The sequence below is a fragment of the Pseudarthrobacter chlorophenolicus genome (genome assembly GCF_000962805.1).
GTDB classification, from domain to species: Bacteria; Actinomycetota; Actinomycetes; order Actinomycetales; family Micrococcaceae; genus Arthrobacter; species Arthrobacter chlorophenolicus_A.
In genome coordinates, this window is record NZ_JZTW01000002.1 from 140637 (window position 1) to 155693 (window position 15057).

13 protein-coding genes are annotated in these 15057 nt (G+C 66.5%); 7 read left to right on the top strand and 6 right to left on the bottom strand.

Going from position 1 to position 15057, the window contains the following annotated elements:
• Window positions 1–156 precede the first annotated feature (156 nt).
• Complete coding sequence (locus UC32_RS04075) at window positions 157–1671, bottom strand: helix-turn-helix transcriptional regulator (protein WP_045729984.1); 1515 nt, start codon at window positions 1669–1671, stop codon at window positions 157–159.
• A 149-nt stretch (window positions 1672–1820) separates the two neighbouring features.
• On the opposite strand from UC32_RS04075, the gene aceA reads away from it, so the two are divergent.
• A complete protein-coding gene (aceA, locus tag UC32_RS04080; RefSeq protein ID WP_045729985.1) occupies window positions 1821–3137 on the top strand; it encodes an isocitrate lyase in 1317 nt (438 codons plus the stop codon).
• Between the two features lie 101 nt (window positions 3138–3238).
• Window positions 3239–4891: a malate synthase A gene (gene aceB / locus UC32_RS04085; protein WP_045729986.1), complete on the top strand. Its 1653-nt coding sequence runs from the start codon at window positions 3239–3241 to the stop codon at window positions 4889–4891.
• Window positions 4892–5072: 181 nt separating this feature from the next.
• On the opposite strand, the gene UC32_RS04090 is transcribed toward aceB, so the two are convergent.
• Complete coding sequence (locus UC32_RS04090) at window positions 5073–6269, bottom strand: MFS transporter (protein ID WP_045729987.1); 1197 nt, start codon at window positions 6267–6269, stop codon at window positions 5073–5075.
• Window positions 6270–6417: 148 nt separating this feature from the next.
• On the opposite strand from UC32_RS04090, the gene UC32_RS04095 reads away from it, so the two are divergent.
• The gene (locus tag UC32_RS04095) at window positions 6418–7377 is read left to right on the top strand and encodes a D-2-hydroxyacid dehydrogenase family protein (RefSeq protein ID WP_045729988.1); all 960 of its coding nucleotides are present in this window, start codon (window positions 6418–6420) and stop codon (window positions 7375–7377) included.
• Between the two features lie 15 nt (window positions 7378–7392).
• On the top strand, window positions 7393–7926 hold the full coding sequence (locus UC32_RS04100; protein WP_045729989.1) for a GNAT family N-acetyltransferase: 534 nt from the start codon (window positions 7393–7395) through the stop codon (window positions 7924–7926).
• Between the two features lie 4 nt (window positions 7927–7930).
• On the opposite strand, the gene UC32_RS04105 is transcribed toward UC32_RS04100, so the two are convergent.
• Together UC32_RS04105 and UC32_RS04110 are read right to left on the bottom strand one after the other, a co-directional pair.
• Window positions 7931–10111: an amylo-alpha-1,6-glucosidase gene (locus tag UC32_RS04105; RefSeq protein WP_045729990.1), complete on the bottom strand. Its 2181-nt coding sequence runs from the start codon at window positions 10109–10111 to the stop codon at window positions 7931–7933.
• 60 nt (window positions 10112–10171) lie between these two features.
• Complete coding sequence (locus UC32_RS04110; RefSeq protein WP_045729991.1) at window positions 10172–11233, bottom strand: glycosyltransferase family 4 protein; 1062 nt, start codon at window positions 11231–11233, stop codon at window positions 10172–10174.
• A gap of 217 nt (window positions 11234–11450) precedes the next feature.
• Here UC32_RS04110 and UC32_RS04115 point away from each other — a divergent pair, with 217 nt between their 5' ends.
• A complete protein-coding gene (locus UC32_RS04115; protein WP_045730089.1) occupies window positions 11451–12149 on the top strand; it encodes a DsbA family oxidoreductase in 699 nt (232 codons plus the stop codon).
• Between the two features lie 56 nt (window positions 12150–12205).
• Window positions 12206–12856, top strand: a complete 651-nt coding sequence (locus UC32_RS04120) for a TetR/AcrR family transcriptional regulator (RefSeq protein ID WP_045729992.1) — start codon at window positions 12206–12208, stop codon at window positions 12854–12856.
• A gap of 66 nt (window positions 12857–12922) precedes the next feature.
• Here UC32_RS04120 and UC32_RS04125 read toward each other — a convergent pair whose 3' ends face one another.
• Both UC32_RS04125 and UC32_RS04130 read right to left on the bottom strand, forming a co-directional pair.
• Window positions 12923–13600 carry a LytR C-terminal domain-containing protein gene (locus UC32_RS04125; RefSeq protein WP_045729993.1) on the bottom strand — a complete coding sequence of 226 codons (678 nt, stop codon included), beginning with the start codon at window positions 13598–13600 and terminating at the stop codon, window positions 12923–12925.
• A complete protein-coding gene (locus tag UC32_RS04130) occupies window positions 13593–13892 on the bottom strand; it encodes a type II toxin-antitoxin system VapB family antitoxin (protein ID WP_171908923.1) in 300 nt (99 codons plus the stop codon). The genes UC32_RS04125 and UC32_RS04130 overlap by 8 nt, the downstream gene beginning before the upstream one ends.
• Window positions 13893–14039: 147 nt before the next feature.
• Here UC32_RS04130 and UC32_RS04135 point away from each other — a divergent pair, with 147 nt between their 5' ends.
• Window positions 14040–14969, top strand: coding sequence for a Cof-type HAD-IIB family hydrolase (locus UC32_RS04135; protein WP_045729994.1), 930 nt, complete (start codon window positions 14040–14042; stop codon window positions 14967–14969).
• The last annotated feature ends 88 nt before the right edge of the window (window positions 14970–15057 follow it).

The window sequence follows — 15057 nt, forward strand, 5'->3', positions numbered from 1 at the left end:
CCCCACGCGCCCGCTCACTGTCCTCACGAAAGCGAGCGCGCGTCGCGGGGAACCCACCACAGCTGAGCGGGCGTCGGTCAGTGCCGGGAGTCGGCCACTGACGCGTCCGGAACATCCCAGAACGTGTCACCACCGGAACCGCCGACTGGCCGTAGCTCAGCTTCCCGAGTGGGCCTGGAGGAAGCTGTACACCTCGGTCTCGTCCACGCCGGGGAACGCGCCGGGCGGCATGGCCGCCAGCAGGTGCGAATGGGCGCGGGCTGAGGGCCAGGCGTTCCCGGCCCACTCCGACGTCAGCGCTGCCGGCGGACGCTTGCAGCAGTTCGGGTCGGGACAGTTGGAGGTGGCACGGGCTGTCGTCTCACGCCCGCGGAACCACTTCACGTGCTGGTAGGGCACCCCGATGCTGAGTGAAAACTCGCCGGTGGCCGACCTCTCGGTCCGCGCGGTGCACCAGTAGGTGCCGGACGGGGTATCCGTGTACTGGCTGTAGGCACTGAACTTGTCCGGAACGTCGAACACTGCCCGGGAGGTCCAGGCCTTGCAGGAAGGCTGACCCTCAATGGCGCCGGTATGGTCCTGCGGAAAGTTCACGCCATCGTTCTCATAGGCCTTGTAGATGATGCCGCTCTGGTGCGTCTTCTGGAAATGCGTGGTGATGCCCAGGTGCTTGGTGGCCAGGTTGGTGAACCGGTGGGCCGCCGTCTCATAGGAAACGGCGAAAGCGTCCCGGATGTCTTCGACGGCGATTTCCTTGGCGGCCTTGGCTTTTTGCAGAAATTCCACGGTTGCCTGCTCGGGCAGGAGCAGGGCGGCGGCGAAATAGTTGGTGGCCACCCGCTGGGCCAGGAAGTCGCCGTAGTTCTTGGGCGTTTCATGCCCCAGGACATAGTGTCCCAGGGCCTGGAGCAGTACGGAGCGGGGATCGTGGTCCTGCCGCTGGCTCTGCGTCAGATAAATTCTGCGGTTCTTCAAATCGGTCACGGACCGGGTGGAATGCGGCAAATCGCCCACGTGGTACAGGGCAAATCCAAGGTGCGCGGCGATGTCCGCGATGACATGTTGGCTCAGCGGACCGGCGGTGTAGCCCACCTCTTTGAGGACCTTCTGCGCCTCCGCCTCGTACTCCGGGAAGTAGTTTCCCCGCTCCCGCATCATGGCCCGCAGCTCACCGTTGGCGCGCCGGGCCTCTTCCGGGGTGGCCACCTGTTCGTTCATCTTCCGCTCGAGCTCATGCAACAGCCCTACCTGCGCCTCCAGCACGTCCAGCGGAAGCCGCGAACTGATGCGGATTTTCGGCAGGTTCAGGGACTCGTACAGCGGCCCGCGTTGGTACCGTTCCAGCTCGATTTCCAAGGCTGCGCGGCGGCTGGGCGGTTCGGCGCCCAGCAACTGGTCGATGCTGATGTTCAGCGCCGCGGCCAGGTGCTGCAGAAGTGTCAGCTTGGGCTCGCGCTTGCCGTTTTCGATCAGGCTGAGCTGGCTGGGGGCGGTCCCGACGGCGGCACTCAGGTCATCGAGCGTGAGCCCGGCTTGTTTGCGCAGGTGTCGGACGCGGCGGCCCAGCGCAATGATGTCCAGTTCCGCGCCGGCCCCGGAGGACGACGGCGGCAAAACTTCCCTGTTCCAGCTTGTAGGCGACATTTCTGAAGAATACGTGAAGAAGTGCATTTCTTTCCATAGTTTTCCTCTGGAAAGGGGGTCGATAGTGCTGAAAAGTAGTTCTCACGGAAAGAAACACCGCACCGGATAAGCCGGTGGGAAACTCAACGACGCGGTTCCCACCTACTCCCTCCGGAGCTCAATCAAGGAGATCAACGATGACTGCAGCATTTGAGCCCACCTCGCAGACGCCTGAAGAGCAGGCCGCCGCCCTGGAGCTCGAGTGGGCCGCCAACCCCCGCTGGGAAGGTGTGACCCGTGACTACTCAGCCTCCGACGTCGTCCGCCTCCGCGGTCGAGTCACCGAAGAGCAGACCTTGGCCCGCCGCGGTGCCGAGAAGCTGTGGAAGCAGCTCACCGAGGAGCACAGGACCGGCGGTTACACCAACGCACTCGGCGCCCTCACCGGCAACCAGGCAGTCCAGCAGGTCAAGGCCGGGCTGCGCGCCATCTACCTTTCCGGCTGGCAGGTAGCCGCGGACGCCAATAACTCCGGCCACACCTACCCGGACCAGTCGCTTTACCCGGCCAACTCGGTCCCCACGGTGGTCCGCCGCATCAACAACGCCCTGCTCCGCGCAGACCAGATCGAATTCGCCGAGGGTGTCCAGACCGTCGAGGACTGGCTGGTCCCGATCGTTGCCGATGCCGAGGCCGGCTTCGGTGGCCCGCTGAACGCCTACGAGCTGATGAAGTCCATGATCCAGGCAGGCGCCTCCGGCGTGCACTGGGAGGACCAGCTCGCCTCCGAGAAGAAGTGCGGCCACCTTGGCGGCAAGGTCCTGATCCCCACCCAGCAGCACGTCCGGACCCTGAACGCGGCACGGCTCGCGGCCGACGTCGCCGGCACCCCCACGGTGGTCATTGCCCGCACCGACGCCGAGGCAGCCACCCTGATCACCTCGGATGTGGATGAGCGCGACCAGGAATTCATCACCGGCGAGCGCACCGCCGAGGGCTTCTACAAGGTCCGCAACGGCATCGAACCCTGCATCGCCCGCGCCAAGGCCTACGCCCCGTACTCCGACCTCATCTGGATGGAAACGGGCACCCCTGACCTGGAGCTGGCCCGCAAGTTCGCCGAGTCCGTCAAGGCCGAGTTTCCGGACCAGATGCTCTCCTACAACTGCTCGCCGTCGTTCAACTGGCGCAAGCACCTGGACGACGCCACCATCGCCAAGTTCCAGCGTGAACTCGGCGCCATGGGCTTCACGTTCCAGTTCATCACCCTGGCCGGCTTCCACGCCCTGAACTACTCGATGTTCGATCTCGCCCACGGCTACGCCCGTGAAGGCATGAGCGCCTACGTCGAGCTCCAGGAAAAGGAATTCGCCTCCGAATCCCGCGGCTACACCGCAACCAAGCACCAGCGCGAAGTCGGCACCGGCTACTTCGACACCATCTCCACGGCGCTCAACCCCAACGCCTCCACCCTGGCCCTGGTGGGATCCACCGAAGAAGGCCAGTTCCACTAAAACCCAGCTTGTCCCGCTCGTTGCTCTATCACTTTTGGTCCCTAAAAGGCCCCCTTGGCAACCAAAAGTGATAGAGCAACCGGGGTTACCAGGAGATTCCCATGAACAGCTTTACTGACAGTTTCACCATCAACGGCATCACCATGACTGCCCAGCCCATTTGCCGGCAGGACGAGGTCTTGACGCCGGACGCGCTGGCCTTCATCGCCAAACTGCACCGCGCGACGGCGGCGCGCCGCCAGGAGCTGCTGCAGGCCCGCCGCAGCCGCCGGGCTGCCATCGCCGCCGGCCAGGACCCCCGGTTCCTCCGCGAAACCGAGCACATCCGCAACGATGCGTCCTGGCGGGTCGCTCCGCCGGCCCCGGGCCTGGAGGACCGCCGCGTGGAGATCACCGGCCCGGTGGACAAGAAGATGACCATCAACGCCCTGAACTCCGGCGCCAAGGTCTGGCTGGCCGACATGGAAGACTCCTCCACCCCCACCTGGCGGAACGTCATCAAGGGCCAGCTGAACCTCACCGATGCCCTGGAACGCCGGATCGACTTCACCAGCGACGAGGGCAAGGAATACAAGCTGAAGCCCGCGGGCGACCTGCCCACCATCGTGGTCCGTCCCCGCGGCTGGCACCTGCCGGAGAAGCACATGCTCATCGACGGCCAGCCCATCGCCGGCGGCATCGTGGACTTCGGCCTGTTCTTCTTCCACAATGCCCGCCGCCTGCTGGCCCAGGGCAAGGGCCCGTACTTTTACCTGCCCAAGATCGAGAACCACCTCGAAGCCCGGCTGTGGAACGACATCTTCATTCTCGCCCAGGACCTGCTCGGCATCCCCCAGGGCACCATCCGCGCCACGGTGCTCATCGAAACCATCACCGCCGCGTTCGAAATGGAGGAAATCCTCTACGAACTGCGTGACCACGCCTCGGGCCTGAACGCCGGCCGCTGGGACTACATCTTCTCCATCATCAAGAACTTCCGCACCCGCGGCCCCCGGTTCGTCATGCCGGACCGCGGCCAGGTCACCATGACTGCCCCCTTCATGCGCTCCTACACCGAGCAGCTGGTCCGGGCCTGCCACAAGCGCGGCGCCATGGCCATCGGCGGCATGGCCGCAGCGGTCCCCAACCGTAAGGACCCCGAAGCCAACGCCAACGCCCTCGAAAAGGTCCGGGCGGACAAGACCCGCGAGGCCGGGGACGGCTTCGACGGTTCGTGGGTGGCCCACCCGGACCTGGTGCCCATCTGCCGTGAAGTGTTTGACGCCGTCCTCGGCGAGCGCCCCAACCAGCTGGATAAGCGCCGCGACGACGTCACCCCGGACGACCGCGCCCTCATCGATATCGCTTCCCTGCACGGCACCATCACCGAGCAGGGCATCCGCAACAACATCGAAGTGGGCATCCGCTACATCGAGTCCTGGCTGCGCGGCAACGGCGCGGTGGCCATCCACAACCTGATGGAGGACGCCGCCACGGCCGAGATCTCCCGTTCGCAGCTGTGGCAGTGGATCTACGCCCGCGCCATCACGGACCACGGCGAGATCGTCACCCATGAGTGGGTGGAGGAGCTGCTGGACGCTGAATTCGCCCGGCTGGAACGCTTCGACGGCGACCGCTTCGAAGACGCCCGGGACATCTTCGAGGAAGTCACCCTCGCCACGGAGTTCCCGTCCTTCCTCACCCTCCCGGCCTACGCCCGGTACCTCACCGAGGCCCGCGAAAAGGCCACCGTCGAGGAGCTCGCTGCAGCCTGACCGGCCGCAGCTGTCCGTACTTCCGTCCGCCGGGCCGGCACGCCCTTCGCAACAGGCCCCTCCGAAATCCGGAGGGCCGGCCCGGCAACGGAACCCTTTGAGGGATGGCATCCAACAACGTTGGATGCCATCCCTCGCGTTTAAGGCTTTAGGGCGTGAACGTCCGACGGCGGCACGCGCCTCAGCTGCCCCGCGGCACCTTGCGGACGGAGAGGGTGGTGCTGACGAAGAAGGTCAGCACCGAGGCCAGGATGACCAGCAATGCCGGCGTCCAGGACTCCGAGACATCATGGACGAAACCCACCAGGGGCGGGGCAACCGCGGCGAGGCAGTAGCCCAGGCCTTGCACGGTGGCGGACATCCTGCCCGCCATGGCCTGGTTCCGGGCCAGCCGGATGATGGCGATGAAAATGATGGTGATGCCGCCGCCTTGGGCGATTCCGCCGCAGGTGGACCACAGCCACCACAGCTGCGGCATCAGCAGCAGGCCGGCCGGGACGGCCGTCCACAACACGCCCAGGGTGACCGCCACCGCCGTCGTACTCATGTATTTGGCGGCGAACGGCACGCCGAGCCCGCCCACGATGGCGAGGATCTGGAAGATGGAGGACGCCGCACCGGCTTCCGCGGCGGACATGCCCAGCTCATCGTGCAGATAGGTGGGCAGCCAGGCGGTGACCCCGTAGTAGGAGAAGGCCTGGCCGCCGAAGCCGGCCGTCAGGCCAAAGGTGATCCAGCCGGTTCCGGCCACCGGCGGCAGTTTGGCCTCGGCGGCGTCCCCGGCAGCGGAGACGAAGAGTGCGGTACGCGGGCCTACTGCCAACGTCCACACGACGATAGCGGCCACGGCCAGGAGGGCCACCGACGCCAGGGCGGCACGCCAGCCGGTCCACTCAGCCAGGGGCGCCATGGCCACGGATGTCAGGAATGAACCGATGTTCAGGGCAGCGGTGTAGATGCCCATGGCGGTCCCCTGCCGCCAGGGCGAGAAGTCTCGGCGGATGATGAGCGGCACGGCAATGTTGCCTACCGTGATGGCCAGGCCAATGATCACGGTGCCCGCCACCACCAGGGCAGGTCCCCCGGCGGACCGAACCAGCACGCCCGCCAGGACGCCCAGGATGGTGAGGCTCACGGCAAACTCGGCGCCGAACTTCCTCGCGGCCAGGGACGCCAGCGGCGAGGCGAGCGAGAAGCACAGCACGGGAATGCTGGTCAGAAGTCCCAGCACCACAGGGGAGAAATGCAGTTCTGCCTGCATGGGACCCACCACCGGCGCGACGGCCACGAACGGCCCGCGCAGGTTCAGTGCCAGCAGGCCAATGCAGGCGAGCAGGATCCAGCTGGCAGGAATACGGGAAAACAGCCGGCCGCTCACGGGGCGGAAACAGGGAACAGGAAGTCACTCATCACCTTCATTGCTATCACGCCGCGCAGGGGGCCAGGTTCCCGGCGGCACCGCGTGACCCCCAGGCTTAGGATGAACCTGCCCCCTCAACGGACACCGCGAAGGACAGGACACCGCCATGCCGCACCGCCTTGCCATCCTCGACGACTACCAGGACGTGGCCCATGGCTACGCCGACTGGGCGGCCCTGGAAGCGGAAGGGGTCAAAGTTTCCACGTTCCGCGAACCCTTCGCCTCGCAGGATGCGTTGGTTTCGGCGCTCGCTGGCTCCACCATCGTGATCGCCATGCGGGAACGGACCGCATTCCCGCGCGAGGTGTTCGAGAAACTGCCCGCCCTCGAACTGCTGGTGACCACGGGGATGGCCAATGCGTCCATCGACGTCGCCGCAGCCACTGACCACGGCGTCACGGTCTGCGGAACACCGGGGTCACCAACGGCAGCCCCGGAGCTGACCTGGGCGCTGCTCCTGGCCATCGCACGGCACCTTCCGGCCGAAGAAAGCTCGCTGAGGGCGGGCTCCTGGCAGAAGACCGTAGGGGTTGAACTGGCAGGCAAGACCCTGGGCGTGGTGGGGCTGGGCAAGATCGGCCGCCGGATCGCGGGCTACGGCCAGGCGTTCGGCATGGAGGTGGTGGCGTGGAGCCAGAACCTCACAGCCGAGGCAGCGGCGGAGGCCGGGGTGCGGCTGGTGACAAAGGAGGAGCTGTTCCGCGTGTCCGACGTCGCCACCCTGCACCTGCGGCTCTCCCCGCGATCGGAGAACACTGTTGGAGAACAGGAACTGAGGCTGCTCGGGCCGGAGGGGATCCTGGTGAACACCGCCCGCGGCCCCCTCGTGGACCAGGAGGCGCTGATCCGGGCACTGAACGAAGGCTGGATCCGCGGCGCCGCCCTGGACGTTTTCGACCAGGAGCCCCTGCAGGCCGGCCATCCGCTGCTGGCAGCCCCGAACACCGTCCTGTCGCCGCACCTGGGCTATGTCACGCAGGAAAGCTACCGGCAGTTCTACGGCGGCGCGTTCGAGGACGTCACCGCCTGGCTGGCCGGCTCCCCCATCCGCACCATTGCCCCCTGACCCCGGAGGATACACATGAGCCACACCATCCGCCGCGCCACCACGGACGACGCCGGCGCGCTGGCTGAACTGGCGGCCGTCACCTTTCCGCTGGCCTGCCCGCCGTCATCGTCGCCGGAGGACATCGCGGCGCACATTGCGAACACGCTCAGCGAAGATCACTTCCGCCGCTACCTCGCGGACCCGGACATCACCATCCTGGTCCTGGACAGCGGCGACCGGCTCAACGGCTACAGCCTGCTGGTGGACCGGCCGGCGTCTGACCCGGACGTCGCCTCGGCCCTGACGCTCACGCCGTCGGTGGAGCTCAGCAAGTGCTACGTGCATCCCGAACACCACGGGCTGGGTGCCGCCGCCGAACTGATGCACGCCAGCGTACAGGCAGCCGCCGAAGCTGGCCGGGCCGGGATCTGGCTGGGTGTCAACAGCCAGAATGCCCGTGCCATCCGCTTCTACGGCAAGTCCGGGTTCCGGAAGGTGGGCACCAAGTCCTTCCGGCTGGGCAACACCGTGGAGCATGACTTCGTCCTGGAACGCGCCCTCCCGTAGGCACTCACGCGCCTGGCTGGTTCAGGCCGCCATGCTCTGAAGCGGCCTCCGGGCTTCCCGGCGGGTAGGCCAGTGGCGGGCGCGGCTGGGCCAGCAGCTTCAATCCCGGGGGAAGTCCTTCTATGCTGCCGCTGGTACCGGAGGCGGTGATGGTCACGCGGGACGAATCCAGCAGGACGTTTTCGGCCCTGAACGCGCCCACGGTGTCCGGGAGGATCGGCGCCAGGTGCACCACCCCGCGGGTAAAGACGGGGTCGAAGCGGAGAAGGATCCGCGCCAGCTGGACCGGCGCCGCGGCAGCCCACGCCTGCGGCGAACAGGCGGTGGGATACGGCACGGGGCCGGGGAACTCACCGCGGTCGAAGCCGCAGAAGAGTTCGGGCAGGCGGTTGTCGAAATGTTCGGCTGCCTCGAAGACCCCGAGGGCCACCCGCTTCGCCTCGTCCACGAACCCGTAACGCATCAGGCCGGTGGCCACCATGGCGGTATCGTGCGGCCAGACGGACCCGTTGTGGTAGCTGACAGGGTTGTAGGCCCCCATGTCAGAGGCGAGCGTGCGGATGCCCCACCCCGTGAACATCTGGGGGGACATCAGGTGCTCCATCACGGACTGCGCCTTGTCCCGGTCCACGATCCCGGAGAAGAGGCAGTGCCCGATGTTGGAGGTCAGGGCGTCCACCGGGCGCTTGTCCTTGTCCAGGGCGACGGCGAAATAGCCTTTGTCCGGCAGCCAGAACTTCTTGTTGAACTCCTCCTTGAAGGCTGCTGCCTTGGCGGCCCAGTGGTGTTCCAGTTCTGAGTCCCCGCCCCAGTGCGCCAGCAGGGAGCGGCCAAGATAGGCCGAGTAGACGTAGGCCTGCACTTCGCAGAGGGCGATGGGTGGTTCGGCGATAGTCCCGTCGGCGAAGTTAATGCCGTCCCAGGAGTCCTTCCAGCCCTGGTTGACCAACCCGTGGTCGTTGGGGCGCAGATATTCGACGAATCCGTCTCCGTCCCGGTCACCGTACTTTTCGATCCATTCCAGGGCCCGGTCCGCATGGCTGAGCAGCGGCTGGATGACGTCCTTGGACAGGCCCCAGCGGCTGAGTTCACCGAGGACGGCCACGAACAGCGGCGTGGCATCCGCGGTGCCGTAGTACGCGGTGCCACCCAGTGACAGTCCCGCTGTCACCCCGAGCCGGACCTCGTGCGGGATGCGGCCGGGTTCCTCCTCGGAGTCGTTGTCCACCTTCTTTCCCTGGATGCCGGCCAGGGTCTGCAGCGTGCCCAGGGCGAGGTTGGGGTTGACCATCAGGCTCATGTAGGAAGTGAGCAGCGAGTCCCTGCCGAACAGGGCCATGAACCACGGTGCCCCGGCGGCGACGGCTGCCCGGTCCGGATGGTGGGGATCGAAGATGCGCAACGCGCCGAGGTCGCTTTGGCTGCGGTTGAGCAGGTCCTGGAGGCTGGCGTCCTCGATCCTGATCCGCGGCACGCCTTCTTCCCAGTCGAGGTGCCGGCGCACGCCTTCGCGGTGGTGTGGCAACTGCCCCTCGCGGAATGGTTTGTCCGGTGCGTCACCGTTGACCAGGGGGACCACGATGATACTCGTGGTCCACTTCCCCCGGGCCGGAACGCTGACGCGGAAGCGCAGGCCTTCGGTGCTGACCTCGGCCCCCTTGGCGCCGACGGCTGTTCCGCGCTGTTGGCCATGCCGCCCGGCCTCGATGATGAGTTTGCCGTCCGTGACGGCCCGGGTGGTGTCGTCGGTGCCGGTGTCCCGGCCGCCCTTGACGTCGAACAGGTCCGCCTGATCGGCCTGGACCTGCAGCTCGATCTCGCACTCCACGGGTTCGGCAGCGTAGTTCTCCAAGGTGATGTCGTCCTGCATGCCCGGTCCGATATGCCGGACCTGGCGGACTACCAGCGGGCTGTCGAACCTGCCGCCGGGCCATTTTGCCCGGCCAACAAAGATTGCCTCGAACGGCTGCGGCCGCTGGGCTGTCAGGGGTTCGCGCAGTGCGCCGTTGATGCGCAGGACCCAGCCCGAGACGATGCGCGTGTCCTGGAAGAACGCACCGTTCGTGCCGCCGTCGGCCGTGATGTCCCCGCTTCCGGACGAGATGCAGAAGGAGGAGCCCTCCAGGACGGTGACTGATCCGGAATCGGACACAGATGCTTCGTTATCGGCGTTCCAGGCGGTCATCCGGGACTCCCCTCTCCAGCGACGAGGTGCTGCCCTGGGAATCCGGGAAGCACCGTTGCCCTATCGATTCTGGTCCACCGCGGCGGCATGCGGAACCCCCGCCGTAAGCCTCCTTTCAATCAGTTCGGTGTATAGCCGCAGGTGGTCCGCCACCATGCGCTCCGCACTGAAGCGGCCCTGCACCGCGCTGCGGCACACTGCCCTGTCCAGGGCGGCCGCGGCCGGAACGAAGGACGCCAGTTGTTCGGTCCCGCCCAGGAATCCTGTCCGGCCGTGCTCCACAATCTCCGGCGCGGACCCCACAGCCGTTCCAATCACCGGCGTTCCGGTGGCGAGGGCCTCGATCATGACCAGGCCGAACGGTTCGGACCATTGGATGGGGTTAAGGAATGCCACCGCCTCCCCCATGAGCCGGTACTTGGCCGCGTCATCCACCTCCCCCACGAAGTCCTCGTTGGTGCCCAGCATGGGTTCAACAACGTCCCGGAAATAGCGCACCTCTTCCGGTTCCCGCATCTTCACCGCGATCTTCAGGTGCATCCCCGCCTTCCGGGCAATGCTGATGGCTTCCAGCAGGCCTTTGTCCGGGCAGGACCGGCCCACAAAGCACAAGTAGCCGCCCCGTCCCGTTCCCACCGGAACCGCCGCCAGGTCCATCCCGTGGTGGATCACCCGGGTGACGGGTACGCCGGGAGCATGCGCGGCCTGGTCCCGGGAGATGGCGATCACTGCCCCGGCCCGGGCAATGGCCCGGTAAATGTCGGCCGCCTGGGCATGCAGGGGGCCGTGGATGGTGGTCACCACCGGAACGCGCCCGGGCCGGTGCACATAGAGGGGGCCGGCAAGGGTGTGGTCATGGATGATGTCCACGTCCGCCAGCCCCTCATAGGCCCTGACCACATGGCTGAGCTCCGACAGGCTGGTGCCCATGCCCGAATAGTCTGCCGGGCGCATGCCGGGAACAAGGGGCACCGGGCAGGTACTTTCCGTAGGGGCAGCCAGGAACACCTCGTGGCCGCCGGCGGCGAAGCCCCGGGCGAGGGTGTCCACCACCCGTTCCGTCCCGCCGTAGGTAGCCGGCGGAACAGGAATCCAAGGTCCTGAAACCAGGCCAATCCGCATCCTGACCTCCCAGGTGAGACGGGCCAGACTCCCCAGTGGGCCGGGCGCCACCCCGCCGCGGCACGTCTAGCCGAGGTGGAGTGCTTGGGTATATTCGGCCCTCTGCTGGACCCCTGATCAGACTATTGCGCAGGATGCGTCGGCCCACAATACCTACCGTGTGGTATCTCATACCGGGTTCCGGAATGGCGGCACAACCGCACCGGTTATGCAGTCCATGAAGATTGAGATCTGGTCCGACGTTGCCTGCCCGTGGTGTTTCATTGGCAAGCGCCGCTTCGAAGCGGCCCTGGCTGAGTTCCCGCACCGCGAGTCGGTCGAGGTGCAGTGGCGCAGCTACCAGCTGGACCCCGGCCTCCCCGAACACTACGACGGCACCGAACTCGAGTACCTCAGCACCCGCAAGGGCATGGCCCCGCAGCAGGTCTCCCAGATGTTCGAACACGTTGCGGAGCAGGCCAGGGGTGAAGGCCTGGAGTACCGGTTCGACAACGTGGTGGTGGCCAACAGCTTCACCGCGCACCGCCTCATCCACCTGGCCGCCGCACACGGCAAGCAGGACCCGGCCAAGGAGCGCCTGCTCAGCGACCACTTCGAGCATGGCAAGGACATCGGCAGCCAGGCTTACCTCACCGCGCTGGGCAGCGACCTCGAAATTCCGGACGCCGAAGTGGAGGCGCTTTTCACCACCGACAAGTACGCCGACGACGTCCGCAATGATTTTGAGGAAGGCCGTGCCCTCGGCATCAACGGGGTCCCCTTCTTTGTCATCGACCGGAAATTCGGCCTCTCGGGGGCGCAGCCCACAGAGACGTTCACCGCCGCCCTCAACCAGGCCTGGCAGGACGCCAATCCCCTGGTGCTGGTAAATTCCGGCGACGGCGAAGCCTGCGGCCCGGACGGCTGCAGCGTCTGATCCGGCTACCGGCGGGGCACTCACCGTTTAGTGACACATCGCGGTAAAGTGTCTGTATGCCCAGGATTTCAGCGGCCACCAACGCAGCACAACGCGCCGACACCCAACGCCGCATCCTGACGGCCTTCGGCGAACTGCTCTTCTCGCACGGCCTGCCTGGGCTGACCATGACCGATGTTGCCCGGCACGCCGGGGTGGGGCGCACCGCCGTGTACAACTACTACGCGGACATCGAAGAGCTGCTCATCTCATACGCCCTGGAGGAGACGGAAAAGTTCCTCACGGAGCTGCGGGACGCGCTCAGCCGGCTGGACAATCCGGTGGAGCGGCTGGCCCTGTACGTGCGCGCGCAGGTGGAGGACCTCACCCGGCGCCACCTGCCGCCCGGACCCGCCATGGGCGCTGTGCTCTCGCCGTCGTCCTTTGCCAAACTTGCCGACCATGTCGGTGAGCTGAGCGTCCTCCTGCAGGGCATCCTGCGTGACGGCATGGACCAGGGCTACCTGCCTGCCGCCGATGTGGGCCAGCAGTCGCAGCTGATTTTGGGCACCCTGTCCTCGAGCGCGGCCAGGGGCAGCGACGAGCCCGCGGAGCTGGAAGCGCGGGTGGCGCGGACCGTACGGTTCATCCAGCTGGGTGCCGGGGCAAGGTTCGACGACGACGGCCGGCCCGTGCGGTTGGCTCCGCTTCGCGCCGTGGCCGGCTGAGTTGCCCCATCACTTCGGGTCCCTAAAAGCCGGGTTTAATTACCCCAACTGATGGGGCAACAGGCGTTAGGAGACCTGCGCTGCCGAGGGCATCACGGGCCACATGTCATCGTCCGCCACCCGCCGGCTTTCCCTGGGGCAGCTCAGCGTGCCGGGAGTCTGGTCCACCAGTTCCGCCGGAGCAAGAGCCCGGTAATCCTGCGAAAGAATGACGTCCACGGTGCCGTCCGTCCGGCTGTCCTGGAAATAGTCCGATCCCGGCAGGTTCCGCTGGACACTGAAGGCCGCGGACTGCCCGGCAGCTCCGGAGATCACAGCGGCAACCCCGCGGTAACTCGGTTCGGTGTTCCCCACCGTCGCCACCACGAATTTGCGCGCCAGGAACTCATCCGCCACGGATTTCGCCAGCCCTGGCCTGCTGGTGGAGTTGTAGACGTTGAGGTTGACCTGTTCGTTCGGCGTGTAGTCGAACGTCGTGGCCGGACAGGCACTGACGGTCTTCGCGGCGGGCTCCGCAGAGGGGATGCTGAATCTCCCGTTGATGATGGCAAGGGCCGTGATGATACCGGCTGCGATCAGCCCGATCAGGAGCACCAGGACCACGCCGTGCAGCACTCGCCGCCGTACACGGGCTGTTTCGTCGGCGTTCCGGCCTGCATCGAACGTGGCCCGCAGCTCCTGCCCGCTCACCACATGGTGCCCGTGCAGGACGCTGACGTCCTGCGGCTTCTTCTTCCTAGCCATCTATCACCAGGACCCGGGCGTGGATCGCGGTGCGCTGGTGCAGGGCAGTCCGGACCGCGCGGTGCAGCCCGTCCTCCAGGTACAGGGTGCCCTGGTACTGCACCACGTGCGGGAACAGGTCGCCGAAGAACGTGGAGTCCTCCGCAAGGAGCGCCTCCAGGTCCAAGGTGCGCTTGGTGGTTACCAGTTCGTCCAGCCGGACCGGCCGCGGCGGCAGCGAGGCCCAGTCCTTGGGCGTGCTGTAACCATGGTCGGGGTAAGGGCGGCCCTCGCCCACAGCTTTGAATATCACCATGCCACCCTAGGCATCCTGCCGACGGCAGCGGAAGTACCCGGCCGTGGCGCCTTGAGGTTGTAGCCAAACGGTGACCATGTCACACGCGGTGACCTTTGGGCCGCCGGAGCGGGGAGTTGACCACCCAACTGAGACAATGGCTCCATGACAGCATCCGAAGCCCCCGCCATGTCCGTGCCCGGAACCCGCCTGCCGTCAACCCCGCCGCTGGCGCTCCTGCTGGATGTGGACGGTCCAATAGCCAGCCCCGTCACGCGGGACGTCAAACCGGAGATCATCGGGGACCTTGTGTCACTGGCTGCCGCCGGTATCCCCGTTATCTTCAACACCGGCCGCTCGGATGCTTTCATCCGGGAACAGGTCATGGAGCCGATGCTCGCTGCGGGCATCCCGGACGGCACCGTCATCCATGCTGTCTGCGAAAAGGGCGCGGTGTGGTTCAGCTACTCGGCCGCGGGCCCGGGCCCCGTCCACGTTGACCGGGAACTGGCCGTGCCTGCCGCGTACGGTGACGATATCCGCCGCCTGGTCGCGGAGGACTACAGCGCCCACATGTTCTTCGATGAAACCAAGCGGGCCATGGTGTCCGTGGAGCAGCACATTGAGGTGGCCAGCGCCGAGTACCTTGCCGAACAGAAACTCTTCGACGCGGACGCCATGGAGCTGATGGCCCGCCACGGCCTGGGCGTAGTGCGCCTGGACCACCACGCGCCGGATTCCGACGACGGCGTGGACTACCGCGTGGACCCCACCATCATCTCCACCGATATTGAGTCGGTGCGGCTGGGCAAGGACCTTGGGGCGAGCCGGGCAGTTGAACTGCTGGCCGCCCAGGGGATCACGCCCGAAGCCTGGCGGACCGTGGGTGATTCCCGGACTGATTACGCCATGGCTGACTGGCTGCACCACAACGACCACCCGGTTAAGCATGTGGACGTCCGCCCCGCTGACGGCGTCCCGGAGAAGCCGTACGATATCCTGACGGCCAGGGACCTGGGACTTTCAGATTCGGTCATTCACGACGACGCCGGCGGCGCCTTCCTGCGCAGCTGGCGGGAGGCGCTGGGCGCCTGACGCCGGCCCCTCCCCCGCGGCACCCGGTCCCGGGAGGTCCGCCACATCCCGCTTGACGCGGGCAGCCGACGCAAGCGAAACAAGCTGT

Bases quoted from the DNA above. Each gene is read 5' to 3' on its own strand.
- UC32_RS04075 (WP_045729984.1), bottom strand. From the start codon at position 1,671: ATGCACTTCTTCACGTATTCTTCAGAAATGTCGCCTACAAGCTGGAAC.
- aceA (WP_045729985.1), top strand. From the start codon at position 1,821: ATGACTGCAGCATTTGAGCCCACCTCGCAGACGCCTGAAGAGCAGGCC.
- aceB (WP_045729986.1), top strand. From the start codon at position 3,239: ATGAACAGCTTTACTGACAGTTTCACCATCAACGGCATCACCATGACT.
- UC32_RS04095 (WP_045729988.1), top strand. From the start codon at position 6,418: ATGCCGCACCGCCTTGCCATCCTCGACGACTACCAGGACGTGGCCCAT.
- UC32_RS04100 (WP_045729989.1), top strand. From the start codon at position 7,393: ATGAGCCACACCATCCGCCGCGCCACCACGGACGACGCCGGCGCGCTG.
- UC32_RS04105 (WP_045729990.1), bottom strand. From the start codon at position 10,111: ATGACCGCCTGGAACGCCGATAACGAAGCATCTGTGTCCGATTCCGGA.
- UC32_RS04110 (WP_045729991.1), bottom strand. From the start codon at position 11,233: ATGCGGATTGGCCTGGTTTCAGGACCTTGGATTCCTGTTCCGCCGGCT.
- UC32_RS04115 (WP_045730089.1), top strand. From the start codon at position 11,451: ATGAAGATTGAGATCTGGTCCGACGTTGCCTGCCCGTGGTGTTTCATT.
- UC32_RS04120 (WP_045729992.1), top strand. From the start codon at position 12,206: ATGCCCAGGATTTCAGCGGCCACCAACGCAGCACAACGCGCCGACACC.
- UC32_RS04125 (WP_045729993.1), bottom strand. From the start codon at position 13,600: ATGGCTAGGAAGAAGAAGCCGCAGGACGTCAGCGTCCTGCACGGGCAC.
- UC32_RS04135 (WP_045729994.1), top strand. From the start codon at position 14,040: ATGACAGCATCCGAAGCCCCCGCCATGTCCGTGCCCGGAACCCGCCTG.